Here is a 24839-nt window from a genome sequence, read left to right as displayed (position 1 = left end):
TATAGCACATCCATTCCGAGCATTACCACTGTTGAACGAATGGATTCCTCGCATTTCCTATATCGCCGTCTTCTCGTACGCTTTTCCCTCTTCTAACATCTGGTGAGCACTATCGTATAAGTCACGCGCAAGTGCCCCGAGTTCTTTTTCGGGCACATCACGTTCGAACGTCATTCCAGCGAGTGCATCAAGCGTTTCAATCATCTCGACCGGATTCATATCGAATAAATCGACTTCCTGATTGAGGTGGAGCATTTGATGCCAGGACAACATTAGTAGCGCTCGAAAAGGATCGAGCCGTCTCAAGCTAAATAAAACTTCTTGCACTCCGAGCAGTTGCGCCTGCTGTTGTTCCAACCGTCTACGTAGCTGCTCGGCGGAATCGAATGTCACGTCAAGCTGCAAACGTTCGATTCGAAGCGTTAAAGGAAAACATGAGTCGTCCGTCATTAATTGCAATAATAACGTATGAAGGACGATTAAACTTTGTTGTCTTACGTCCTCGCCGATTGCATAAGAGGTGCAAAGATACCGTCTCAATTCAGGCGCCTTTTCAAGCGTCAGTCCACGTAACTGCTCGAATTGTTGTTCGTACGTTCCTGTTTGAAAAACGTTTATCCATTCCGCTTCCGACTTCCCGAGCGATTTCCGCGTTAAAAACGATTCGTCCGAACGTGCTTCCCTGTCTGGTTCCGTTTGCCGTCCAAGCATTGATGCCGCTTCCTCCAACTTAACTGCTAGACCGTATGGTAAGTATGGTGAGGATGTCCGAAGCGCGACACGAAGCGGGTATGCCTGTCCATGCTCAAAGAGGAAGAGCGCAAGCACTTGCTCAACTCCTTCGACTGTCAAAAACGATTCCGCTATTTTGATGAAGCGTTCTCGTTCTTCTTTACTTTCAGAAAAAGCATCTTGCATCGTATATACCCTATACAAAATGTCGTCATCACTCATCGCCACGTCATCGAGTCGCTTCATCCGTTCATCTCGCTCGGCCCTCGTCATCCGTGCGAGTCGCATCCGTTCCTGTTCCAGCGGTCGTTCCATCCAACGGGATTCACTCATGCGCTCTCCTCCTCTACCAATCATTCTTATTTTGTGAAGGGATCGAGTCGTTCCGTCCAACTAGATATTGCGTCTTGCAGTCGTTGTCCTTGTTCGACTCCAAGCTGATTCAACGTATCAAGCGAGACGTCCGTCTCAAGAAGACGTGTCATCGACTCTGATTGATCGACATACTGCTTTAACTTATCACTCAAACTCTTTAGTTCGGCCGGCGGACTGTCGAGACTAGACAGACGTTCGTCGATTTGATCGAGCTCTTTCTCTAACTTTTGAACCGTCTCATCATTTTTCAGCTTTTCCATTTGTTGATCCAGTGTTTGTTCTGGATTTGCCGATTCGCGTGCCTTCTCCGCTGCTTGATCGAGCTTAGCCGAGAGCTCTGACGTGACACGTGATGTATCTTTCGCAATTGTTTGTAGTTCCGCTGCATAATCAACATTATTTTTCACTTCGACGACTTGTTGTTTTGCGTCGTCGACCGTATTCGTTATTTCGCTACAACCAGCTAGAGCAACTGTCAGAAGGAGGATTCCACCGATTCGTTTCCTCATTGTCCACATCCCCTTTTTAAGTTCATGATACCTTGATTATAATCGAAAATCATAATAAAAAAAAGAGACCGCCCTCGTAAGGGCAGTCTCTATTTTAATTATAGCGTCCCAAGAGGGATTCGAACCCCCGACCGACGCCTTAGAAGGGCGTTGCTCTATCCAGCTGAGCTATTGGGACGTGTCAACACGAATAAACTATACTAAAACAATTCTTTCGTGTCAATCACATTACAAAAAATCTTTTCTTAAAGCGTGCCTTCTAAATGTAAAGCATTAATCTGTTCACCTGTCAGATCGTAAAAATCAACGGAATACGCATCTTCTTCAAGCGTCAAAATCGCATACGTTTTTTCAGGACGGTGTCGCGGCATACGAATCGAACCCGGATTGATGAAGAGTTTACCATCCTTTTGTTCCGCTTTCGCCACGTGCGAATGACCATACAACACGACCTGTGCTGCTTTTTGATCCGCATGATGGACTAATTGATCGAGGCTGTATTTCACGTCTTGACGATGACCATGGACACATAATAGATTGACTGTGCCAAAAGGCTCAAGTACCTCATCGGCAAAGTCGTTACCATAATCACAATTCCCTTTAACGACACGATAGGGATATAATGATTCGTCCATCCGTGTCAACTGTGAGTCTCCACAATGATACGCAACCTCTGCTTCCGGATGCCGTTCGACGATTGTCAGAAGTTCCGATTCGAGACCATGGCTATCACTAACGATTAACGCTTTCATCGTTGATCACTCTCCTAAAAAAGTAGTCAGTGCTAATTCAAGTTTTTTCAACGCATTCCCGCGATGACTAATCGCCGCTTTCTCATCTTTTGTTAACTCGGCGGCCGTTTGATTTCGAGATGGGACGATGAACAAAGGATCATAACCGAAACCATGCTCACCTTTCGCTTCGAATCCGATGAGACCTTCCATCGTACCGCGTACAGTCAACGTCTCCCCAGAAGGTTTTGCAAGTGACAATGCACAGACGAAGCGCGCTGTCCGCTCTTCGATTGATCGATTGCCCAATTTCTCGAGCAACAATGCATTATTCGCTGCATCTGATTTTTCTAGACCTGCAAAACGCGCTGAGTAGACACCAGGCGCCCCGTCGAGCGCGTCGACTTCGAGTCCCGAGTCGTCGGCAAGAACCGCGTGACCGAAGTAAGCAGCTGCTTCTTTCGCTTTCAGTTCAGCATTTTCTTCAAAAGTTACACCCGTTTCATCCGTCTCAGGTGCAGCTTCGTAATCCAGTAAAGAAGATACGTCATAACCTAGTTTCCCGAGCATCGCTTCGAGTTCTTTCACTTTCCCAGCATTGCGGGTCGCGACGATGATTTTCATCGGTGTTCCCCCACTTCTTCTCCAACATACCACCACGAAGCACCTAATGCGTCTTGACCGGCACGCAGGAGTTCTTCAATACCCTTTTCCCCAAGTTCGAGCATATCGAGCATTTCACGTTTCGAAAATGTCGCCTCTTCACCTGTCGCCTGCATCTCGACGATTTTCCCGGAAGAGGTCATGACTAAGTTCAAATCAACATCGGCTGCAGCATCCTCTTCATAACAGAGATCAAGGAGCAGCTCTTGACCGACCTTTCCAATCGAGACGGCTGCGATTCCTTCTTTGATTGGTGTATCCGTCAGTTTCCCGCTTTGAATCAGACCGTCTACTGCGAGGACGAGGGCAAGAAAACCGCCTGTGATCGCAGCCGTTCTCGTTCCGCCATCCGCCTGAATGACATCACAATCAATCCAGACCGTTCGTTCACCTAGTTTTTCTAAGTCGACGACAGCACGTAACGCCCGACTGATCAAACGCTGGATTTCCATCGTCCGACCTGTCTGTTTACCACGGACCGACTCGCGCGCTGTCCGTTGCGCCGTCGCACGTGGTAACATCGCATATTCCGCATTGATCCAGCCATGACGTTTCCCCCGTAAAAAGGGTGGGACTTTCTCTTCGACCGTTGCCGTACACAAGACCCGCGTGTCTCCGACTGCGATCATAATGGAACCTTCCGCATGTTTATTCACGTTCGTCTCAAACGCAATCGCTCGCATCATCGTAGATTCTCGTTGATCGATTCTCATGTCGTTTCCTCCGTTCCGAGTACTAATCGTTTTGCTTGGATTGGTTGACTCAACCAATCGGTCGCGATCCGTTCAAAGGAACGCGTGTCACCTGTCGCATGATACACATGTTCCGGTATAAAATCATTTCCTGCTGCAATTCCATTGTAGTCGAGGAGAGCCGCGACTTCGAGCGCCGTCTCGTCTCCTGAAGAAATCAATTGGACGTCTGGTCCGATGACTCGTCCAATGACATCTGCGAGCAGCGGATAATGGGTACACCCTAAAATCAACGTGTCCATGTCGTACGAAAGCAATGGACGTAATGTATTGGCGACGACACGTTCGACGTAAGCACCTGTCGTCTGTGAGGACTCGACGAGCGGGACGAACGGCGGACATGCAAGTGATTCGACAACAACTTGCCCTTCGACATGTCGTAATGCCTTTTCATAAGAATTGCTCTCGACCGTCATCTTCGTCCCGATGACACCGATTCGTTTCGATCGCGTTACCTTGACTGCCGCCCGTGCTCCTGGGTCGATGACGCCAATGACTGGAATCGTCAATTTTTCCCGTGCTTCTTTCAGGACGACTGCCGTCGCTGTATTACAGGCGATGACAATCAGTTTGACATCCTGCGCGACAAGATAATCAATCATCTCCCATGTAAATTGCCGGATTTCTTCTTCCGGTCGTGGTCCATAGGGACAGCGTAATGTATCCCCGACATATATGATTTGTTCATGAGGAAGCTGCCGCATCAGCTCACGCGCGACCGTCAAGCCGCCGACCCCAGAATCTAATACTCCAATTGGTTTGTTCACGTCATATCTCACCTTCCTATCCTCTATGGTAACAAAAAAGGACGACGGTGCAAGACCGGCGTCCGAGAATGTAGATAAAAGGATTACTGAGCAAGACCTTCGCTTGTCAGCATGTCTGAAAGAGTCGTGATTGCTTCAGAAGCATCGTCACCGTTTGCAACGATTTTGATGTCTGAATCTTTAGCGATACCGAGTGAAAGTACACCCATGATCGACTTAAGGTTAACAGTCTTTCCGTTGTACTCCAAGTTGATATCTGATTGGAATTTTGAAGCTGTGTTGACAAGTTGTGTTGCAGGACGAGCATGAATGCCTGAATCTGCGATGACTTTGAATGTTTTTTCCATGATTAAGAAATCTCCCTCCACTAATAACGTACTAGTGAGTCGTTTTCGAATATGTGAACTCATTATCAAATGATAACGGATTCGAATCGATTCTGCAAGGAATTTTTATAGGCTTTATCCCATGGAAAAGCATTCCCAGCACGATCGATTTGTACCATCGACGTTCGTCCCGTAAACATCAGTTGCTCTTCGTCATCGAATGCCGCGTAATGGACGTCACACGAGGCTTTTCCGACTTGAACAGGATAGGCGTAGACTGCAAGCCGCGTCCGTGGATAAACTTGGCGGATGTAGTTACACTGCGCATCCGCGACGACGACGATTCCGTCATCTGCTAACGAGTAGCCTGTCTCTTCAAGCATCAACGTCCGGACATCCTCAAAATAGACGAACGGGACTCGATTGTTCATATGACCGTAGGCATCCGTCTCAGCGAAGCGAACCGCAACATCGAGTCTCGTCCCGTGTTTCATTTGACTTAACCACCCATCTAAATCTTCGATATAACTAGGTACACGCACGTAAATTCCCTCCTGAATATAAAAAGAAGGAGCAGCGCCCCTTCTTTTTTATGAATTAATTGCTAACCGCTTCTCCTGTACGACCTTCGTCGCTACCGAAGAATTTTTTGAACGAGTGTAATGTCGTCTGACGGTTCATTGCCGCAATCGATGTCGTAAGCGGAATCCCTTTCGGGCAGACCTCAACACAGTTTTGTGCATTACCGCATTGCATGATACCGCCATCTTCCATCAATGCTTCCAGGCGCTCTTCTTTATGATAGGCACCTGTCGGGTGTGAGTTGAAGAGACGAACCTGTGAGATCGACGCCGGTCCGATGAAGTTTGAACGGTCATTGACGTTCGGACATGCTTCAAGACAAACGCCACACGTCATACATTTTGAAAGTTCATACGCCCATTGCCGTTTGTTCTCTGGCATCCGTGGTCCTGGACCAAGGTCATACGTCCCATCGATCGGAACCCATGCTTTTACTTTTTTGAGTGCGTCAAACATCCGTTGACGGTCAACTTGTAAGTCGCGCACAATCGGGAACGTCTGCATCGGTTGCAAACGAATCGGTTGTTCGAGCTTATCGACGAGCGCTGTACAGGATTGACGTGGTGTCCCGTTGATGACCATCGAGCACGCCCCGCATACTTCTTCAAGACAACCCATGTCCCAGTTGATCGGTGTCGTTTTTTCGCCTGCCGCATTGACGGGATTCCGGCGAATCTCCATCAATGCTGAAATGACGTTCATGTTCGGACGATACGGGACTTCGAAAGCTTCATCATAGGCTTTTCCGTCTGGTCCATCCTGACGTTGCACGATGAACTGAACCGGTTTTTGTTTTGTTTCTTGTTCGAGTGGTGTCGCCATTATGCTTTCACCTCTTTCTTCGACTTCTTGCTGTAGTCGCGTTTGCGTGGTGGAATCAGTGATGTATCGACTTCTTCGTAATAGATTTCAGGATGACCGTTTGTATAACGTGCCATCGTCGTTTTTAAGAACCGCTCATCATCACGCTCTGGGAAGTCTGGCTTATAGTGGGCGCCACGACTCTCGTCACGTTGAAGGGCACCGAGTGTGATTGCTTCCGCTAAATCAAGCATGTGATCTAGCTGACGGATGAAGGATGCGCCCTGGTTACTCCAGCGTGCCGTATCCGTCGCCGAGATCCGCGTGAAACGTTCCCGTAATTCTTTAATCTTCGTCAACGTCTGTTCGAGCTTATCGTTATAACGAACAACGGTTACGTTATCCGTCATGACTTCACCGAGCTCACGGTGGATTTGATACGCATTTTCTGTCCCTTCCATCGCCAAGATATCATTGAATCGATCGATTTCAGCGATTTTATGCGCTTCAACGACCTCTTCCGGCATATCATGGACAGAAGTTTCAAGTTCGTTCATATAGGCAATCGCTGCTGGACCCGCAACCATTCCGCCATAAACGGCAGAGAGAAGTGAGTTCGCACCGAGACGGTTTCCACCGTGCATCGAGTAATCACACTCACCAGACGCGAACAATCCTGGGATGTTCGTCATTTGATCGTAATCGACCCATAATCCACCCATCGAGTAATGGACGGCCGGGAAGATTTTCATCGGTACTTTCCGTGGATCGTCACCAACGAACTTCTCATAAATTTCTAAGATACCGCCGAGTTTGACATCAAGCTCTTTTGCGTCTTTGTGTGAGAGATCGAGATACACCATGTTCTCCCCGTTGACACCGAGCTTTTGATTGACACAGACATCAAAGATTTCACGTGTCGCGATATCACGCGGGACGAGGTTCCCGTATGCCGGATATTTTTCTTCGAGGAAGTACCACGGTTTCCCGTCTTTATACGTCCAGACACGTCCGCCTTCACCACGTGCCGATTCGCTCATCAGACGGAGCTTATCGTCACCAGGAATCGCTGTCGGGTGAATCTGGATGAACTCACCGTTCGCATAAATCGCACCTTGCCGGTAAACAGCCGCTGCCGCTTGTCCCGTATTAATGACCGAGTTCGTTGATTTACCGAAGATGACACCGGGTCCACCCGTCGCTAAGATGACCGAATCCGCTGCGAATGCTTCGATTTCCATTGAACGTAGATTTTGACACACCGCACCACGACAAATCCCTTCTTCATCAATGACTGCGCGAAGGAATTCCCATCCTTCATATTTTTCTACCAAACCTTGCGCTTCAAACTTACGTACTTGCTCATCAAGTGCGTACAGTAATTGTTGTCCTGTCGTCGCTCCCGCATAAGCCGTCCGGTGATGGAGTGTTCCTCCGAAACGCCGGAAGTCGAGTAAGCCTTCCGGTGTCCGGTTAAACATGACGCCCATCCGGTCGAACATATGAATGATTTTCGGAGCCGCTTCTGTCATTTTTTGAACAGGCGGTTGGTTCGCGAGGAAGTCGCCACCATATACCGTATCATCTAAATGCTGGTAGGGTGAGTCACCCTCCCCTTTTGTATTGACCGCACCGTTGATGCCGCCTTGGGCACATACGGAGTGTGATCGTTTAACGGGTACGAGTGAGAATAACTTTACTGGTACTCCTTGTTCTGCTGCTTTTATCGTAGCCATCAACCCGGCAAGCCCTCCACCGATGATGACAAGATTTTTGTTCGCCATGTTGTCAGTTCCCCTTTCCTTACAACACGCCTGCAAACGTTAAAATCGAGCGTACGCCTACAAACGATAAACCGATGAATACGAGGGCCGCCACATAAGACATCGCGCGTTGAGACGCTGGTGACTGTGTGATTCCCCATGTGATGCAGAACGTCCAAAGTCCGTTCGCAAGGTGGAATGTCGTCGCTAAAATCCCGACGATATAAAACGTGAGCATGAATCCGTTATCGACGATGTTTTGCATCATGCTTGCATTAACTTCCGTCCCCATTGCTGCCGCAATCCGCGTTTCCCAGACATGCCATGTAATGAACACGACGAGGAAGACACCTGTGAAGCGTTGTAAGACATACATCCAGTTCCGGAAGTATGTATAACGTCCTGTGTTCGCGGAACCTGTGAATGCGATGTAAACACCGTAGACACCATGTAAAATGATGGGTATGAAGATGACAAACACTTCTAGAAACAGTCGATACGGAACGTTCCCCACGAATTCCGCAGCCTTATTGAAGTCTTCCTCCCCTCTAACGATGAAATAGTTCGTCGTAAGATGAGAAAGTAAAAATAACCCGATTGGAATGACGCCGAGCAGTGAGTGTATTTTACGACTCACGAAATCACGATTGTTCGCCATCCAAATCCCCCCTTTTGTTTGCCAATCAAACGTTGGCGCATTTTGGTAGAAAAGCGCTTTCATAAGGAAATTCGTCTTTTCATCACTTATTCTACTCCTGTCCTTTTTATAAGACAACCCGAGCCGTTGCATTTAACTGCAAATAACTGCAAATTTTTTTAGGAAAACAATGACCATCGAGAATTAGCTCGCTATAATAGTTTCAGAGATAGGAGTGAATCATCATGGAATCAACACCAAACACTGCGCCAACATTCGGCATCGAACTGATCCGCGATTACGTGTTAAGCGATCTACTCGGTAACGATTATCGTCAAGTCATCTACTGGGCAGGTAAGCGACTTGCCCGGCAATTCCCCGTGTTGAACGAGGACGAATTAATTCCTTTTTTCGTAGAGGCCGGTTGGGGTACCCTCTCCCTTACGAAAAAAAAGGGGACGACTTTTTCTTTTGAACTTTTACCACCGGAATCAACTAAAGCCGAGCGACCGACCGGCTATTTTCAACTTGAGGCAGGCTTTTTAGCCGAACAGGTTGCCAAGTTGAACGGATTTGTCGCTGAAGGATATGCTGAGATGGGGAAAGAGTGCGTACATATTACCATCCAATTCGATCCGAAAGATCCTCTTGATCGTTCGAACTGATACGTGTTTCTCTAAGACGATTCGTGTTAGCATGAAACTTTTTTCGTCACGTAATCGTATAAAGTAGTCGATCATATATTCGAGGAGGAATTACGATGTTCAAGAAATTAGCAGCAGACTTAACAGGATTCAGCGATATCGGTCAAGTCATTCATCCGGACGATTTTGATAAAGCCGCCGCCGACGATTACGTGCTCCATGAGGACGGCGAAAAAATTTATTTTTTAATCAAATCCAAAAGTGATGAGTACTGCTTTACGAATTTAGCATTGATTCACCTCGACGGGGAAAGCGCAGTCAGTTCAAAGCGTGTCCTCTACCGTTATCCGTACGCCCATTATCCGATTCGTCATGTCATGTTCGAAACAGCAGGAACGGTCGACTTGGATGTCGAGATCAAATTCGAAATCGGCGGAAAGCATTACTCGATCGACGTTGATAAAAAACAGCTCGAACATGTCAAAGACCTTTATAAAGCACTTCTTGCGATTGCTGAAAAGCAATATGAAGGACAAAAGATGATTGAGTTCGCAAACAGTTCACTCAATCATTCCGTGACGATTCTCGGCGGTATCCGTCAAGCTGAAATGGATGTCCCGCAAGCGTTCAAGGACTTGTCGCAAGAGTCATTCGACTGGTTACAAGGCCATTATTACAGATGGAATCAAAAAGACTTCGGGGCGTTTTACGAAAAATATATTAACAATTAAATGCAGATCATCATACACACGGGATACTTCGTGTGTCTGATTTTGTATACGGAATGGAGGGGAAACATGAGCTTTTGGGCGTGGTTGGCAATCGCAATTGTCTTAGTCACAAGCATCACTGTAGCAAATTCCCAGAAAAAATCCGATAAAAAACAGTACGCTGTTCTCGTGATTTTTTTAATCGCCGTCGCCTTGTTCTTAACCTGGTGGTTCACAAAGTAACAACATACACTTTTTCCAGATTGAATCCTGACGCCAAAAAATGCGAACCCGCTGCTTGTCTAAAAAGCGGGTTCGCATTTTTCATCCAATGATTTAAGAAATCAAAATCTATTCCTCATTCGCCTGACTGAGATATTCCGCAACCGTTTCCGCTAATTTGACGGGTAACCCCGCTTCCGTCAGCTGTTCAATGTTCGCTTTCTTTAAGCTGCGCATCGAACCGAAATGGCGAATCAACTGCTGACGGCGTTTTGGGCCGACACCCGGTATGTCATCGAGTACCGAGCGGGTCATCCCTTTCGAACGTAATGATCGGTGGAAGGTGATTGCAAAACGGTGAACTTCATCTTGCATGCGCTGGAGAAGATAAAAGGCACTCGAGCGCGGATGGAGTTCAATCAGTTGCCCACCTTCACCAAATAATAGTTGGCTCGTCCGGTGTTTATCATCTTTTTTGAGCGAACCGACGGGTAAATCCAAACCGAGCTCGTCTTGAATGACTTCCAGCGCTGCATTCAATTGTCCGAGACCCCCATCAATCAACACTAAATCGGGAAGACGTGCCCCTTCTAGCAATAAGCGACGATAACGACGACGGACGATTTCGCGCATCGATTCATAATCATCCGGTCCCTTGACCGTCTTAATCTTAAATTTACGATACTCTTTTTTAAGCGGTTTTCCGTCTTCGAACACAACGAGCGCCGAAACGGCGTCCGCCCCTTGGATATTGGCATTATCGATGATTTCAATTCGCGATAACGGATGAACATCAATCGCGTCAGCCAGTTCCTGGACTGCCTGGACCGTTTTCTTTTCATCACGCGCAATCAATTCAAACCGTTCTCCAATTGCGTTTTCGGCATTCTTCGTCGCTAGATCGAGTAACTTCCGCTTCGATCCACGGACCGGTACATGAACGCGAATTCCAATCGCCTCTTTCAATAACAGTTGGTTGACGAGTGGCGGAACATACATCTCGCTCGGTTTGATATTCTTTTCGTAGAACTGAACGATGAAACTTTCTAATTCTTCCGCGGGTGTCCCGTAAATCGGAAACAGAGACACGTCTCGTTCAATCATTTTCCCTCCCCGTAAGAAGAAGACCTGGACACACATCCACCCTTTGTCGACGTAAATTCCAAAAACGTCACGGGACGTCAAATCTGCCGTAATCATGTTCTGTTTGTTCATGATGGAGTCGATGGCGCGGATTTGATCACGTAGTTCGCCTGCCCGTTCAAATTCCATCGCTTCTGCCGCTTCGCCCATCTTCGTCTGTAAAGATGCGACGAGCTCTTTTGTTTCTCCCGATAAAAAACGACGGATTTCTGAGACGAGTTCTTTCTGTTCCGTCTCTAAACCCTGAATTTCGCACGGTCCAAGACATTGTCCGATGTGGTAATAGAGACAAAGTTTCTTCGGCATCGGCTGACACTTACGTAGCGGATAAAGGCGATCAAGCAGACGCTTCGTCTCGTTAGCGGCATACGCATTCGGATAAGGTCCGAAATAATGTCCTCCATCTTTTTTTAACTTCCGGGTCGTAATCAGCCGCGGATACGTTTCATTCGTAATTTTTAGGTACGGATAGGACTTATCATCTTTTAACATGATGTTGTATTTCGGATCATGTTTTTTAATCAGCGTCATCTCGAGGAGTAACGCTTCGAGTTCGCTCCCTGTGATGATATATTCAAAATCACGGATATCCGCGACAAGTCGTTCTGTTTTCAAATCATGCGCTCCTGTAAAATAGGACCGGACCCGATTCTTTAGATTTTTGGCTTTTCCGACATAAATGACTTCTCCAAATTCATTTTTATGCAAATAACAACCTGGTTCGTCAGGTAAGAGGGATAGTTTCGCCTTGATATGTTCTTGATGGCTCACAAAAATGTCTCCTTCCACCGTTTTTAGTTTTGCCTTATAGGGTAAAGATCTTACAACGATTATGACACATGGAGGATAAAATATGCGTACATATGATTGCATTATAATTGGAACAGGCTCTGCTGGGAATCAAGCAGCTTATAAATTCGTCGAGAAAGGACTTCGCGTCGCGATAATCGAAAATTTCACTCCAGGTGGAACATGCGCTCAACGTGGGTGTGATGCAAAAAAAATTCTTTTGACTGGCAGTGAAACGAAAGATGCTGTCGAGAGATTGCTCGGTTATGGTCTTAAAGGACTCATCTCCATCGATTGGCGTCAATTGATGGAACGAAAAAATGAATATACACGTGCCATCCCGGAACAAACACGTGCGCGTTATGACGAGATCGGAATCGACTATTTCCACGGTGAACCCCGATTTCTCTCGAAGGAACGGATCGTAGTCGATGACACTGAACTCGAAGCGAAACACTTTTTGATTGCCACTGGCTTACGACCACGCGAATTGTCGATTCCAGGAAGCGAACGCTTCTTGACGAGCAATGAATTTTTAGAATTACGAGATGTCCCGCGGCGCCTTGTCTGCATCGGCGGCGGATATATTTCATTTGAGTTCGCTCACCTCGCCCGCATCGCCGGGGCAGAAGTCACGATCGTGTTACGGTCCCGTCCTTTAAAACAGTTTGAACAGGAACTTGTCGAAGTGTTGCTCGAAGCGACTCAAGCACTCGGGATTAAAATCGTGCATAGTGCAGAAGCTGTCTCCTATCATGGCACGACGCTTCAACTATCAAATGATACGACGGTCGAAACCGATGTCGTCTTAAATGCTACCGGTCGCGTCGCGAGCGTCGACCAGCTCGACCTAGAAAAAGCAGGTGTCGAATACGAAGAAAAAGGCATCCATGTCAATGAATACCTCCAGTCGTCTACTTCAAACATCTTTGCTGCAGGTGATGTCGCGCTCAGTGGCAATCCTGCCTTAACCCCGTTTGCAGGAACCGAAGGGAGTCTTGCGGCACATAACATGATTAAAGGACCTTCTCGAAAACTGGAGTTATTACCGGTGCCGAGCGTCGTCTTTACTGCACCGAACGTCACGCAAGTCGGGCAAACGGAAGCGGCTTTGAAAAAAGCCAACATATCTTATCGCGGTCACTTGATCGATACCTCTTCCTGGCAGACGAATGTCCGCATCAAAGATCCCTTCGCGCGTGCTAAAGTACTGATTGGTGACGATGATCAAATTCTCGGCGCTCATTTCATCGGGGTTCACGCCGCTGAACTTGCGAACTATTTTTCATTCGCAATGCAACACCGAATCCCAAGTTCCGCCTTGCAACAAACGAGTTTCGCTTATCCGACACCCGCTTCCGATATTTCTTCGTTACTCGTTGATTAAATTTTTGTCAGGAGGTTCCGATGATTCGTTACGGCTATACGATCCTTTACATTGATGACCCCAAACAGACATTGATGTTTTATCATGAATTATTAGGTCTACCAATCAAAGCGCAGCATGGAAGTTATGTCGAATTTGACACGGGCACGACGACACTCGCCTTTAATACGAAAGAAGATGTACGAACGCTGATTGCGTACGACATCCCGGACAAGACCGGACCGCAGTCCCTCGAAATCGGATTCGTTACTGATGATGTTAAGGGTGTATACGAACGAATCATCGCAGCAGGACATACTTCCGTTCTCCCCCCGACTACCAAGCCATGGGGGCAAACCGTCGCTTATGTACTTGACCCGGACGGTCACCTCGTCGAGCTTTGTTCACCGATGTCTTGACAATGCGCCGTTAGACAATCGTCAGCGACATCTTTCGGCGGGATCGTCCCACTCGATTAAACGAACGACCAAAAGAGTGCCTCCGTAGTTCAGGAGGCACTCTCTTTGCGGCGTATGGACAAACTCTTATGAAGAAGCTACAGCAAAGCTGCAGGGTCGCGACAGCTTGCAATCTAAAGCGTCTGTAAGCATGAGTTTCCTTCACGGTATGACCTAAAAAGCGTCACGTTTCGTTGACTCCTACGGGAAAACGTGCGTTTTCAACGCACGTTCAGAGGCAGGCAAGACCCTGCTCGTTGTCCGTGAGGACCAAGGAGCAACGGCTTGCGCCTCGCCCGAGGAAAGCAACGAAAAAAGACGCTGGATCTTCCAATATCACGTTGTTTACAGTCTGAAAAAAGAGTGCCTCCGTATTTCAGGAGACACTCTCTTCTTTATGAAACATTCAACGAATTAGTTTGATTCAACGAATTCTTTTAATGCATCTTTAGGCATGAAGCCCATTGTTTTATTAACCGGCTCACCGTCTTTGAAGAGAACGAGTGTCGGGATACTTTGTACTTGGAACGCGCCAGCGATTTCTGGGTTAGCGTCGACATCAACTTTAACGATTGTTACGTCTTGCATGTCCGCATCGAGTTCTTCGAGAACTGGAGCGAGCATACGACAAGGTCCGCACCAAGTTGCCCAAAAGTCAACGAGGACGAGTCCTTTTTGTGTATCTTCTTTAAATGATTGGCTAGTTGCGTGTACGATTGCCATAAAATATTACCCCCTAAATTTTAGATTCATTTCATGTTTGCTACAGCAAAAGTGAAATCAACCTGTTTACTGATTTGAGTATAGCACAGCGATGTCGTTCGATAAAAGAAACTGCTCACGACGATTTTTACGCCGCCCACCGTGCAGAAAAAGAGGAGCAGAGGATGATTCCTCCGCCCCACTTTTTAAATTAATGAACGAGCATTTTCTTGAATTCTGCTGTCAATAATGGCACAACATCAAACAAATCTCCGACGATGCCATAATCTGCGACCGAGAAGATATTCGCTTCCGGATCTTTGTTGATGGCGACGATGACTTTCGCATTCGACATGCCTGCCAAATGTTGAATCGCTCCGGAAATGCCACAGGCGATGTAGAGATCCGGTGTAACGACTTTCCCCGTCTGGCCAATCTGTAACGCATAGTCACAGTAATCAGCGTCACAGGCGCCACGAGAAGCACCGACTGCCCCGCCAAGTAAATCCGCTAATTCCTGTAACGGTGCAAACCCATCGGCACTCTTGACACCACGTCCACCCGCAACGATGATTTTCGCCTCTGATAAGTCGACCCCGCCCGTTGCTTTACGAATGACTTCAGAAACGATGGTCCGTAAATCTTTTAGTTCGACCGTTACTGCTTCAATCGATCCGTCCGAACTGCCTTCCGCTAACGGTTCGATGTTATTTGGTCGGACCGTAAACAGTGTTTTACCTTCTGTGACTTTTACCTTTTCAAAGGCTTTCCCTGAGTAAATCGGTCGGATGAACAACGCATCCGCTCCGCTTCCCTCGATTGATGTGACATCACTGATTAAACCGGCTTCGAGCTTCGCTGCGATTTTGGGTGACAAATCTTTTCCGAGCGACGTATGACCGAAGACAAGTACGTCCGGTGACACACGGTCAATCAGTTGCATGAAGACTTGTCCATAACCGTCCGGTGTATAGTGAAGAAGACGTGCGTCCTCTACGACGAGAACCTGGTTCGCCCCACGCGTCGCGAGTTGTGCCGCATCTTTTGCTACGTTTTCCCCAATCAAGGCAACGACGACTTCATCTGCTACAAGTTTCGCGGCCGCAATCGCTTCAAACGAAACATTTCGTAAATTACCATCACGTGATTCTGCAAGTACAAGTGCTTTTGACATATCGTTCATTCCCCCTTAGACTACTTTTGCTTCGTTTCGTAATAGCGCAGCGAGTTCTTCGACTTGTGTCGAGATCTCTCCTTCGAGCACTTTACCAGCGGCTTTGTTCGGTGGTAAAAAGCGTTCGACTGTCTCGAGACGTGGTGCTAGTTCATCTTCGTCCAGTTCAAGATCTGAGAGATCTAATTCTTCGAGTGGTTTCTTTTTCGCTTTCATGATTCCAGGAAGACTAGGGTAACGCGGTTCGTTTAACCCTTGTTGTGCCGTGACGAGTAACGGTAACGACGTTTTGATGACTTCCGTGTCCCCTTCCGAGTCACGTGTGACGACAGCATCCGTTCCGTCGATCTCTAACTTCGTGATCGTCGTGACATATGGTATGTCAAGCAACTGTGCGACACGTGGTGCGACTTGTCCGCTTCCCCCATCAACCGCTACGTTCCCGGCGATGATTAAGTCAACGTCTTGTTCCTTCAGATAACCTGCAAGGACTTCAGAAACCGAGAAATGATCCGCTTCTTCTACATCGTCCTCAATCGAAATACGAACCGCTTTGTCAGCCCCCATTGCAAGTGCTGTTCGTAATTCTTTATCCGCATCTTCCGGTCCTACTGTTAAGACGGTTACGACTCCCCCTTGTGCATCCCGCACCCGAATCGCTTCCTCGACCGCATACTCATCATATGGATTGATGATGAACTCTGCTCCGTCTTCCTCAATCTTACCGTTTTCGAGCTGGATTGCTTCTTCCGTATCAAACGTCCGTTTTAATAACACATAGATTTCCATCACTAGCTCCCCCTTGTCAACTTCTATTCACCATCACCCGTTGTATCCGCTTACAAAAAGCTTGTCTTGAAAAGGGCTTAACTCAGCCCTTTGATCAGCATTCGATGAATACCATGTTGCGTTTCCAATAAATCATATTTAAAGCCACTCGCCATCCAACTCGTGACGACTTCATCAATCGTCCCGAAGACCATTTGTCTCGCCAACCGATAATCCAGTTCGGCTGAGAACTCGCCTGATGCGATCCCATTGTGAATGACACGGTCAATTAAATGAAGATATGGTTTGAGGACGGTCGCAATCTTTTGCCGCATCTCTTGATTTGACTGCCGTAACTCGATTTGTGTGACGACGGCCAAATCATAATCGACGGATAGTTGCTCCAAATGTGCCTCAATCAATGCAGCGAGTTGTTTCGTCGCTGATTGATGATTCGCGATTTGAGCTTCTGAATACTCGATGAAACTCCCCATCTTCGCTTCGAACAAAGAGATCAACAGGTGTTCTTTGTTTTTAAAGTAAAGATAAATCGTCCCGTCTGCGACACCTGCTTCTTTCGCGATGGCTGTTACTTTCGCGCCATGATAACCGTTCTTTGCAATCACTTTGACTGCTGCATCAATGATGCGATCACTCTTAGACATTGTTCTTTTCATAAAAGATATCTCCTAACAAATAAAATGAATGATGGTTCATTCATATTTATTCTACCATGTCTTTCTTTACTGTCAACTGCTTTCTTCCAGCTGTTTTGCCCGTTCTTCTTCGACTAGGACACGGCGGAGAATCTTCCCGACAAATGTTTTCGGCAACTCTTGTCTAAATTCGTAGCGTTTTGGTACTTTGAACGATGCTAAGTTTTTTCGACAGAACTGATCAAGTTCTTCCTCCGTCACGCTCATTTCATCTTTAAGGACGATAAAGGCCTTCACCGTCTCACCTCTATACGCATCAGGTACACCGATCACGACAGCCTCTTTGACTGCAGGATGTTCATATAAAATTTCTTCGACTTCACGTGGATAGATATTAAATCCTGAAGCGATGATTAAATCTTTTTTACGGTCGACAATCCGGAAATAATGGTCTTCCCCCACATATCCTAAGTCCCCCGTGTGCAACCACCCATCACGCAAGACTGCCTGCGTATCTTCCGGACGTTTCCAATATCCCTTCATGACTTGCGGACCTCGGACAAGAATCTCACCAATCTCACCTGGTGCTGCTAGCGTCTCACCATCGGCTTGAACGATTTTTGCGATCGTGTCTGGAACCGGAATGCCAACTGATCCTGAAACGCGTTTATCCCAAATGCAGTTCGTATGTGTGACAGGGCTCGTCTCTGACAAACCATATCCTTCGACGATCCGTCCACCCGTCACACTTTCAAATTTCTCCTGGACTTCGACCGGAAGTGGTGCCGAACCGGAAATACAAGCCTCGATGGACGAAAGATCATATTTTTTCAGTTTCGGATGATTTAATAAACCGACGTACATCGTCGGTGCACCCGGGAACAAGTTCGGTTTTTCTTTATCAATCGTTTTCAGCACTTGTTCAATATCAAACTTTGGTAAGATGATTTGCTCATACGCATTAAAAATCCCAAAGTTTAAGTTGCAGGTCATGCCATACACGTGGAAATAAGGAACGACCGCTAATAATTTACGCCCATCACCGCGTGAATATTTATAGAACCAGTGCCCAATTTGTTCGACGTTCGCGCTTAAATTGAAATGCGTCAACATGACGCCTTTCGGTGCTCCTGTCGTGCCACCGGTATATTGTAAAACAGCAATATCTTCTTTTGGATCAATCTCGACCGGTTCAATCGGAGGGTGCTCTCGGTGTGCCAAAAAAGGAATGGATCCCGTCGTATCGACGATGATGTTGTTGTCCTTGCGTGATTTGATTGGATATAGTTTGTTTTTTGGAAATGACAGATAGTCTGCGATGCTCGTCGTCACGACCGTCGTCAAGGGCGTCGATGACTTGACTCGTGTCGCCTTCGGGTAGAGAAGATCGAGGGTGATGAGCATTTTCGCAGAAGAATCGACTAGAATTTGCTCGAGCTCACGGTCCGTATAGAGCGGGTTTACTTGGACGACTGTTCCACCGGCGTATAATACCGCATAATAACTCAGCATATACTGCGGGCAGTTCGGCAACATTAAACCGACACGGTCCCCTTTTTCGAGCCCAGCTTCTTGTAAAACGTGTGCTAGACTTCTTGCTTCTTGTCGTACTTCCTTGAAAGTCATTCGTTTCCCAAGAAAACTCAGTGCCCGTCGTTCCGGAAAATCATCTGCCGCTTCATCTAAAGCTTGGTACAACGGAATCTCACGATAGTCGATTGATGCGGGTACTTGCTCTGGATAATCCTTTAACCATACTGAATCCATTCAAATCCCTCCCTGTGACTGAATTACTATTCATTTTTATTATACGTGTTATTTCCCCTTTACGGCTACTATTGGCTAAAAAAAGTTAAAAAATTCCTCTTTTCATGAAAACGGGTTTTCTTATGATTAAGGACTTCATCAAAAAAAGCCTACCGTTCACAACATATGAACAATAGGCTTGAAACATAACATTTAATTTTAGCCTGACCTCGCTTCATCTTATCGTGAAGGATACGTAAATCCTTCTCCGATGACTTCACGTACTTTATGAATGACGACGAAAGCTCGTGGGTCTGCTGCTTCGACGATTTGTTTTAGTGGCGCGAGTTGGCGTTTATCGACAATCATATAGAGCATGTCATTTTTTTGTTTCGTAAAATGACCATGACTATGGATGACAGTCGCACTTCTTCCGAGTGTTTCCGTCAGCACAGTCGCAATCTCTTCTTGACGGTGACTAATGATTGTGACCGCTTCTCGAACATTCAGGCCTTCGCTGACGAGATCAATCAAATAAGAGCCGATGATGATTGCAATCAATGTATACAGCATCGTTTCTTCACCGAATAAGAACCCGGACGCTCCGACAACGATGACATCGATGATAAACATCGAGACTGCAATCCCGAGGTTCAAATATTTATTCATCAGACGGGCGATGATGACACCACCACCTGTCGTCCCCCCTGCGCGGATAACAAGACCGATTCCGACCCCGATCAAAATTCCTGCGTAAACCGTCCCGATCAGACGATTATCTGACGAAGTCGTGAATGATGCCGTCGTCGAGAGGACGAAGGATGTCACCGCAACCGAGATGACCGAGTAAATCATCGTTTTCCGACTTAAGAAACGGTAGCCGATGATGAAGAGAATAGCGTTCGCAAGGAGCGAAACAAGTCCCGGATCCCAGCCATACAGGTAATAGAAGATGACCGTAATCCCAATTAATCCACCTTCAGATAAATCATTCGGTATCGTAAAGTAATTGACGCCAAATGATAAAATGGCGGAACCAACGATAATCCAAAAAATATCCTTCCACGAGATGGCTTGCATGGCTTCGAATGCACGTCGTCTCGTTTCATTTGTTGTTGTTTTTCTGACATTCATTCAATGTTCCTCCTTCATATGAAAAGTAGTCCTCACTCCATAAAAATTCCGCACTGAATGAAGTTCAGTACGGAATGATCACTTAGCAAAGCCAGTTCTTTTAATTCATAAAGATCCATAACAATCCGACGACTAAAAAAGCAATCGAGACACCAAACATAATTTTTGCTAACCGTTCTAACACAAGTTCACCCCACTAACGCAGAACCGATGACGAATGACATCCCAATCGAGAGAGCACACGCAATGATACCGACTGCGATGTTTCCTTTTTCGATTTCTCGGTCTACTGGGAGATTAGGTGTCAAGAACTCAAAAATCCAATAGGTCGAGATTAACAATAAAAATCCAAAGGCACTCTCTAAAAAAATTGCCCCGACACGTTCTTCACTTTGGACAGCGAAATGAACGATGTTTGCGAGTCCGATGATTTTTCCGCCTGTCGCTAGAGCAACAGCGATGTTTCCACTCTTGATATGTTCCCAGTTCCGATACCGTGTTGTCAACTCAAACAGTGCAAGACCCATGATAATTAAGAGACCCGCAACTGAATAGAGCGCCGTCGTATAGACGTAGACGTTTTCAAAGATGTTCATTCGCGTTTCCTCATTTCAATTCGATGATTGTCACGCCATGTCCACCTTCACCTTGACCACCGAGTCGAGACGTCTTCACGTGACGATTGCCACGCAAGTATTCCTGCACACCTTGACGCATCGCACCCGTCCCGAGTCCATGAATGACACGGATATGATCATAGTTCGACAATAACGCCTGATCCATGAAACGTTCCAGTTTCGATAGACCTTCTTCTACCCGTACACCGCGTAAATCGAGTTCGGCTGACGGAGACGATTGTTTTGTGATACTTGAACTTCCTGACCGTTTCGTTGTCTTCTGGGTTGGTTTGGCTGCTCCGATTTTAGCGAGATCACCGGGCTTGACGTTGACTTTCATGATACCGACTTGAACCGTGTAGTCGCCGTTTGAGTTTTGATTGATGATGTAGCCTTTTTGATTGAAGGTCGTCACTTTGACTTCTTCACCTTTAGCAAACGTCGGCGTTTTATCATGTTTCGCTTTTACTTTCGCAATCCGCTGATCTTGTAAGGTCGGTTTTGCTTGTTCGAGCTGCTTGCGGGCTTCAATCAATTCATGTTCCTTGACGGCACCTGCATCACGGAGTTCTTTCAGGCGTTTGATAACAGCCTCCGCCTCTTTTTGAGCGCGTTCGACGGCTCGTGTCGCTTTTTCTTCTGCTTTCGCTAAAATTTCATTTTTCTCCTCAAAAATTTCAGCTTGTTCCTGTTCGAACTGTTCGCGCTCTAATGTCAGTCGCTCTTTTTCTTGTTGTAGTTCTTGCTCGAGTGATTCGGCACGTTGTTTCGCTTCCTCGAGTCGACCAATCATCGTTTCGACAGACTGAGCATCGCTTCCGACTTGACCACGCGCTGCCTCAATCACCATGTCCGATAAGCCAAGTCGTTTCGAAATTTCAAAGGCATTCGAGCGACCCGGGACACCAATCAGTAAACGATAGGTCGGGCTGAGTGATTCGACATCAAATTCCATCGAGGCATTGACGACACCTTCACGATTATAACCATAAGCTTTCAGTTCCGAATAGTGAGTCGTCGCGGCGACACGTGCTCCGCGACGCTTGACTTCATCGAGAATCGCAATCGCGAGTGCCGCCCCTTCCGTCGGATCAGTTCCTGCTCCGAGCTCATCAAATAGGACGAGGCTCATGAAGTCAATCTTCTCCATCATCGAGACGATGTTCGTCATGTGTGAACTAAACGTCGAGAGATTTTGTTCAATCGATTGTTCGTCACCGATATCTGCATAAATCGCATCAAAGACACTCAGTTCCGTTTCGTCGGCTGCCGGCACGTATAATCCGGACTGGACCATCAGTTGCAGAAGACCAATCGTCTTCAACGTGACGGTTTTCCCACCGGTGTTTGGTCCAGTGATGACGAGTGATGTAAATTCGCCACCTAAGGAAACGGTGATCGGGACGACATCTTCATCCGCAATGAACGGATGGCGCGCTTCTTTTAAGACGATTCGCCGTTCTTCATTCAAGCGTGGCTCGACGGCACGGATTTGATGACCATACAACGCTTTCGCCATGATGAAATCGAGTTCTGCCAACACATCGAGATTAATCCGTAATGAATCTCCGACGGCACCGACAAGTGCCGATAACTGGGCTAAAATGCGTTCGATTTCGGCACGTTCTTTGAGACGCGCTTCTTGGATTTCGTTATTTGCGGCAACGACGGCTTGTGGTTCGATGAACAGTGTTGCACCAGACGCTGATTGATCGTGGACAATCCCGCCAAATGCTTGACGGTATTCTTGTTTGACCGGGACACAATAACGGTCGTTTCGCATCGTGACGATGGCATCCGACAACATCTTCGATTTACTGCGTAAGACACCGTCGATTTTCGAACGGACTTGTCCTTCGAGTGAGCGCAGCTGACTTCTTAACGACCGTAGTTTGTCACTCGCAGAGTCTTGGACGACGCCTTGGTCATCAATCGCATGACGAATCCCTTGTTCGATTTCGACGAGCTTTGTAATTTGCTCGATTCGGCTGTCGAGTGCCGGCAATCGTAAGTCGGGATTGTCCTCGTGCAGCCGTTCTTGAAAAGCTTTCACTTGGCGTCCGGAGTAAACGACGTCTGCTACAGCCAACAATTCACTCGTCGAGAGGATTGAACCAATCTCAGACCGTTTGACTTCACTACGCACATCCGTTAAACCGCCGAACGGATAACGGTCGCGTAGACGATAGACCGTCGTCGCTTCCGTCGTCACGGCTAAGAGTGCTTTGACTTGTTCATAATCTTCTGACGGTTGCATATTTTTGACGAACTGTGCTCCGAGCGAGCTAGCCGTTTGTTTGATGAGTAAGTCTTTCAATTTATCATATTCTAAGACGCGTAATGCGTTAGCATTCATTTAATCCACTCCTAAACGTTTTCGATCAAAGAAGGCACGCGCCTCCTGCGCCGTCCACGTATTGATGACATCTGTTGGTTCCAAGTATGCTTTACGTGCATGGAGGACTCCAAGTTTCATGTCTTCTAACATTTCTGGACGGTGTGTGTCCGTATTAATCATGATTTTAACACCCGCTGCCTTTGCTTTCGCGAGCGAAGCCGCCGTTAAATCAAAACGTGCCGGGTTCGCATTCAGTTCAAGCGCTGTCCCTGTCTCTGCCGCCAGTTCAATCAGGCGATCAACATTGACGGCATAACCTTCGCGCCGACCGATGATTCGTCCTGTCGGATGGGCAATGAGTGAGACATAAGGATTACGACAAGCATTTTCTAACCGTTGCATGATTTCAGTTTCCGTCTGATCAAACTTCGAATGAATCGAGGCGATGACGTAGTCCATTTCCTGCAAGAACTCATCCTCATAATCAAGTGATCCATCCGGCAAGATATCCATCTCGACACCACATAAGATTGTCATGTCGGGATGTTTCTTACGCGCGGCTTCAATCTCAACACGTTGTTTGCGTAAGCGATCTATCGTCAATCCGTTGACGAACTTCATGTATTGGCTGTGATCCGTGATGGCCATCCACGAGTAACCGCGCGCAGCACAAGCATCGACGAGTTCTTCGACTGATAAGGTTCCGTCCGACCACGTCGTATGCATATGGACATCCGCTTGGATATCTTTTTCCGTAATCAGTCGCGTCAAATCTTGTTCAAACTCGTGGCGCCCGCTACGTAACTCTGGTGGGATGAACGGCAAGTCATACCGCGCGAATAATTCATCCTCTGTTTGTGGTTGGAACAAACCGTCTTTCGTCTCGACACCGTATTCCGAAATACTCTCACCACGTTCTTTTGCGAGTTGCCGCATCCGAACATTATGATCTTTCGACCCTGTGAAGTGATGTAACGTCGAGGCGAATGCTGCGTCGTCGACTAAGCGGAAGTCGACTGCGATATAGTTCGTATCGCGTTTTAAGACGACCGATACTTTCGTCTCACCTGCCGCGATGATTTCATCGATTTGCTCAAGCTCGAGTAATTGTCCTTTGACGACTTCTGCTTGATCTGTCGACAAAATAAAATCAAGATCCTTGCACGTCTCTTCCGCGCGACGGAAACTTCCGCCAACTGCGAATCGGATGATTCCTTCAAATGCCGTTAGTGTCTGTTCGAGTTCACTTACGATTTTTCGCATGACACCGTACGGTAATCGTTCCGGTCGTGTTTCAAAGGTTTCGAGTGCCTTCACGTATTTTTCGACTGTCTTTTTCCCGAATCCCGGCATCGCTTCGACTGTACCATCCTCCAGTTTTTCGGCAAAGGAATCTGCATCGATGACACCGACATCATGTAATTTTGCGAGTTTCTTACCTCCGAGACCTGGAATCTTCAGTAGCGCAATCAGACCTTCTGGCACTTCTTGTTCCAGTTCCGAGAGTGCCGTACTCGTGCCTGTCGTCCGGAATTCTTCAAGGACCGCCGCTGTTCCTTTGCCAATCCCTTTCATCGCTGTGAAATCTTCAATGTCCATGAAATCGTGTTCTGCCGCTTCTAATATACTTGCCGCCTTACGAAAGGCATTGATTTTAAATGGGTTTTCACCTTTTACTTCGAGATAAACGGAAATCCGTTCTAAATGTCGAATCGCATCTTGAGTCGTTCGCAT

Annotated in this window: 26 protein-coding genes and 1 tRNA gene; 5 read left to right on the top strand and 22 right to left on the bottom strand. The window is 47.0% G+C overall.

The features are described from left to right. Positions 1–57: 57 nt before the first annotated feature. The 12 genes from KNQ02_RS02445 to KNQ02_RS02390 all read right to left on the bottom strand — a co-directional run bounded on the left by KNQ02_RS02445 (position 58) and on the right by KNQ02_RS02390 (position 8659). A complete protein-coding gene (locus KNQ02_RS02445; RefSeq protein WP_214768701.1) occupies positions 58–1065 on the bottom strand; it encodes a hypothetical protein in 1008 nt (335 codons plus the stop codon). A 26-nt stretch (positions 1066–1091) separates the two neighbouring features. Further along, positions 1092–1616 (bottom strand): hypothetical protein, encoded by a 525-nt coding sequence (locus KNQ02_RS02440; protein ID WP_235195165.1) that lies wholly within the window; start codon positions 1614–1616, stop codon positions 1092–1094. Positions 1617–1720: 104 nt separating this feature from the next. After that, positions 1721–1794, bottom strand: a tRNA-Arg gene (locus tag KNQ02_RS02435). 67 nt (positions 1795–1861) lie between these two features. Continuing rightward, entirely contained in the window at positions 1862–2368 is a 507-nt protein-coding gene (locus tag KNQ02_RS02430; RefSeq protein ID WP_214766516.1) for a metallophosphoesterase family protein, read from the bottom strand. Positions 2369–2374: 6 nt separating this feature from the next. Then, on the bottom strand, positions 2375–2971 hold the full coding sequence (locus KNQ02_RS02425) for an XTP/dITP diphosphatase (protein ID WP_214766518.1): 597 nt from the start codon (positions 2969–2971) through the stop codon (positions 2375–2377). Further along, on the bottom strand, positions 2968–3723 hold the full coding sequence (rph, locus tag KNQ02_RS02420; protein WP_214766520.1) for a ribonuclease PH: 756 nt from the start codon (positions 3721–3723) through the stop codon (positions 2968–2970). The genes KNQ02_RS02425 and rph overlap by 4 nt, the downstream gene beginning before the upstream one ends. Next, the gene (racE, locus tag KNQ02_RS02415; RefSeq protein WP_214766522.1) at positions 3720–4529 is read right to left on the bottom strand and encodes a glutamate racemase; all 810 of its coding nucleotides are present in this window, start codon (positions 4527–4529) and stop codon (positions 3720–3722) included. Before racE ends, rph begins: the two co-directional genes overlap by 4 nt. Positions 4530–4612: 83 nt before the next feature. Further along, positions 4613–4876: a phosphocarrier protein HPr gene (locus KNQ02_RS02410; RefSeq protein WP_012371023.1), complete on the bottom strand. Its 264-nt coding sequence runs from the start codon at positions 4874–4876 to the stop codon at positions 4613–4615. A 65-nt stretch (positions 4877–4941) separates the two neighbouring features. Continuing rightward, the gene (locus KNQ02_RS02405; RefSeq protein WP_088837566.1) at positions 4942–5397 is read right to left on the bottom strand and encodes an acyl-CoA thioesterase; all 456 of its coding nucleotides are present in this window, start codon (positions 5395–5397) and stop codon (positions 4942–4944) included. Between the two features lie 55 nt (positions 5398–5452). Beyond that, the gene (gene sdhB / locus KNQ02_RS02400) at positions 5453–6259 is read right to left on the bottom strand and encodes a succinate dehydrogenase iron-sulfur subunit (RefSeq protein WP_088837567.1); all 807 of its coding nucleotides are present in this window, start codon (positions 6257–6259) and stop codon (positions 5453–5455) included. Beyond that, positions 6259–8022, bottom strand: a complete 1764-nt coding sequence (sdhA, locus tag KNQ02_RS02395; protein ID WP_159173051.1) for a succinate dehydrogenase flavoprotein subunit — start codon at positions 8020–8022, stop codon at positions 6259–6261. Before sdhA ends, sdhB begins: the two co-directional genes overlap by 1 nt. A 19-nt stretch (positions 8023–8041) precedes the next feature. Beyond that, a complete protein-coding gene (locus tag KNQ02_RS02390; protein ID WP_088838509.1) occupies positions 8042–8659 on the bottom strand; it encodes a succinate dehydrogenase cytochrome b558 subunit in 618 nt (205 codons plus the stop codon). 224 nt (positions 8660–8883) lie between these two features. On the opposite strand from KNQ02_RS02390, the gene KNQ02_RS02385 reads away from it, so the two are divergent. From KNQ02_RS02385 to KNQ02_RS02375, 3 genes are all read left to right on the top strand, one after another. Next, on the top strand, positions 8884–9303 hold the full coding sequence (locus KNQ02_RS02385; RefSeq protein ID WP_214766528.1) for a YslB family protein: 420 nt from the start codon (positions 8884–8886) through the stop codon (positions 9301–9303). 95 nt (positions 9304–9398) lie between these two features. After that, the gene (locus KNQ02_RS02380) at positions 9399–10013 is read left to right on the top strand and encodes a PH domain-containing protein (protein ID WP_214768702.1); all 615 of its coding nucleotides are present in this window, start codon (positions 9399–9401) and stop codon (positions 10011–10013) included. Positions 10014–10079: 66 nt separating this feature from the next. Continuing rightward, positions 10080–10235 carry a hypothetical protein gene (locus KNQ02_RS02375; RefSeq protein WP_214768704.1) on the top strand — a complete coding sequence of 52 codons (156 nt, stop codon included), beginning with the start codon at positions 10080–10082 and terminating at the stop codon, positions 10233–10235. 108 nt (positions 10236–10343) lie between these two features. Here KNQ02_RS02375 and uvrC read toward each other — a convergent pair whose 3' ends face one another. Next, positions 10344–12128: an excinuclease ABC subunit UvrC gene (uvrC, locus tag KNQ02_RS02370; RefSeq protein ID WP_214768706.1), complete on the bottom strand. Its 1785-nt coding sequence runs from the start codon at positions 12126–12128 to the stop codon at positions 10344–10346. Positions 12129–12210: 82 nt separating this feature from the next. Between uvrC and KNQ02_RS02365 the strand changes: the two genes are divergently transcribed. Next, entirely contained in the window at positions 12211–13533 is a 1323-nt protein-coding gene (locus KNQ02_RS02365; RefSeq protein ID WP_214768708.1) for a dihydrolipoyl dehydrogenase family protein, read from the top strand. Between the two features lie 20 nt (positions 13534–13553). Beyond that, positions 13554–13931 carry a VOC family protein gene (locus KNQ02_RS02360; protein WP_214768710.1) on the top strand — a complete coding sequence of 126 codons (378 nt, stop codon included), beginning with the start codon at positions 13554–13556 and terminating at the stop codon, positions 13929–13931. A 453-nt stretch (positions 13932–14384) separates the two neighbouring features. Here KNQ02_RS02360 and trxA read toward each other — a convergent pair whose 3' ends face one another. The 9 genes from trxA to polX all read right to left on the bottom strand — a co-directional run bounded on the left by trxA (position 14385) and on the right by polX (position 24839). After that, the gene (gene trxA / locus KNQ02_RS02355; RefSeq protein ID WP_029331102.1) at positions 14385–14693 is read right to left on the bottom strand and encodes a thioredoxin; all 309 of its coding nucleotides are present in this window, start codon (positions 14691–14693) and stop codon (positions 14385–14387) included. 190 nt (positions 14694–14883) lie between these two features. Further along, positions 14884–15846 carry an electron transfer flavoprotein subunit alpha/FixB family protein gene (locus KNQ02_RS02350; protein ID WP_214766536.1) on the bottom strand — a complete coding sequence of 321 codons (963 nt, stop codon included), beginning with the start codon at positions 15844–15846 and terminating at the stop codon, positions 14884–14886. A 15-nt stretch (positions 15847–15861) separates the two neighbouring features. Further along, complete coding sequence (locus KNQ02_RS02345) at positions 15862–16635, bottom strand: electron transfer flavoprotein subunit beta/FixA family protein (protein WP_214766538.1); 774 nt, start codon at positions 16633–16635, stop codon at positions 15862–15864. A gap of 77 nt (positions 16636–16712) precedes the next feature. After that, positions 16713–17291: a fatty acid metabolism transcriptional regulator FadR gene (locus tag KNQ02_RS02340; protein WP_051667299.1), complete on the bottom strand. Its 579-nt coding sequence runs from the start codon at positions 17289–17291 to the stop codon at positions 16713–16715. Positions 17292–17363: 72 nt separating this feature from the next. Continuing rightward, positions 17364–19037, bottom strand: a complete 1674-nt coding sequence (locus tag KNQ02_RS02335; protein WP_214807250.1) for an AMP-binding protein — start codon at positions 19035–19037, stop codon at positions 17364–17366. Positions 19038–19256: 219 nt separating this feature from the next. Further along, the gene (locus KNQ02_RS02330; protein ID WP_034800851.1) at positions 19257–20150 is read right to left on the bottom strand and encodes a YitT family protein; all 894 of its coding nucleotides are present in this window, start codon (positions 20148–20150) and stop codon (positions 19257–19259) included. Positions 20151–20338: 188 nt separating this feature from the next. Then, positions 20339–20746 (bottom strand): DUF350 domain-containing protein, encoded by a 408-nt coding sequence (locus tag KNQ02_RS02325; RefSeq protein ID WP_029331108.1) that lies wholly within the window; start codon positions 20744–20746, stop codon positions 20339–20341. A 10-nt stretch (positions 20747–20756) separates the two neighbouring features. After that, on the bottom strand, positions 20757–23123 hold the full coding sequence (locus KNQ02_RS02320) for an endonuclease MutS2 (protein ID WP_214768714.1): 2367 nt from the start codon (positions 23121–23123) through the stop codon (positions 20757–20759). Continuing rightward, a complete protein-coding gene (polX, locus tag KNQ02_RS02315; protein ID WP_088837578.1) occupies positions 23124–24839 on the bottom strand; it encodes a DNA polymerase/3'-5' exonuclease PolX in 1716 nt (571 codons plus the stop codon).

This window comes from Exiguobacterium sp. s102 (assembly GCF_018618635.1).
Classification (GTDB): domain Bacteria; phylum Bacillota; class Bacilli; order Exiguobacteriales; family Exiguobacteriaceae; genus Exiguobacterium_A; species Exiguobacterium_A oxidotolerans.
This window is presented reverse-complemented; position numbering and strand designations above follow the sequence as displayed.